Origin of the sequence: Pelosinus baikalensis (assembly GCF_020819555.1) — a bacterium.
Classification (GTDB): Bacteria; Bacillota; Negativicutes; order DSM-13327; family DSM-13327; genus Pelosinus; species Pelosinus baikalensis.
Genome location: NZ_JAJHJB010000148.1, coordinates 1 through 574 on the forward strand (window position 1 = coordinate 1; position 574 = coordinate 574).

The 574-nt window shown below is 33.1% G+C and carries 1 pseudogene; it reads right to left on the minus strand.

The features are described 5' to 3' along the window. Positions 1-574: pseudogene (locus LMF89_RS25535) on the minus strand (IS3 family transposase); the annotation flags it as partial.

Genomic DNA, 574 nt, shown 5'->3' on the forward strand with positions numbered 1-574 from the left:
TTTCCTGGAATGTTTTGTTTGAAATTTCGTTTTAACAAATCTGGCAATACTCTATGTTCCTGTGTTGCTTTCACCATTCTTCTATATGGATTTGCTTTTCGAATAGGGCAGACAATATCATACTTTTTCATGATTCGTCGAATGCGTTTTAAATTATAGGTAATATCATATTCTCCCGCCAAAGTCATTTTAATCTGGCGGGCTCCTTTCTTACGTCCTCTAAAGTTATATGCTTTTAAGATAACTTCTTTAACTTGCTCATCTTGCTTATTATGTTTGATTCGTCTATTTTTTGATGTTGTTGAAAAATAATTATAGTAACCAGAGCGGGATACACCCGCAATTTTGCACAACATACTAATGGAATTTTTAAGCTTATATTCTTTAATTATATGGGCTAACATAATGAACTTTTCTTTTGCGGCTAATGCTATTTCTTTTTGCTCAACCTCCTTTCTAACAACTCGAGCTTTTTTAGTAAATCATTCTCGGCTTTCAAGTAGCTATTTTGTAATTTAAGTCGTTCATATTTTTCTTCTAAGGAAAGCTCTTTATCGCTTGGGCGTCCAGAATT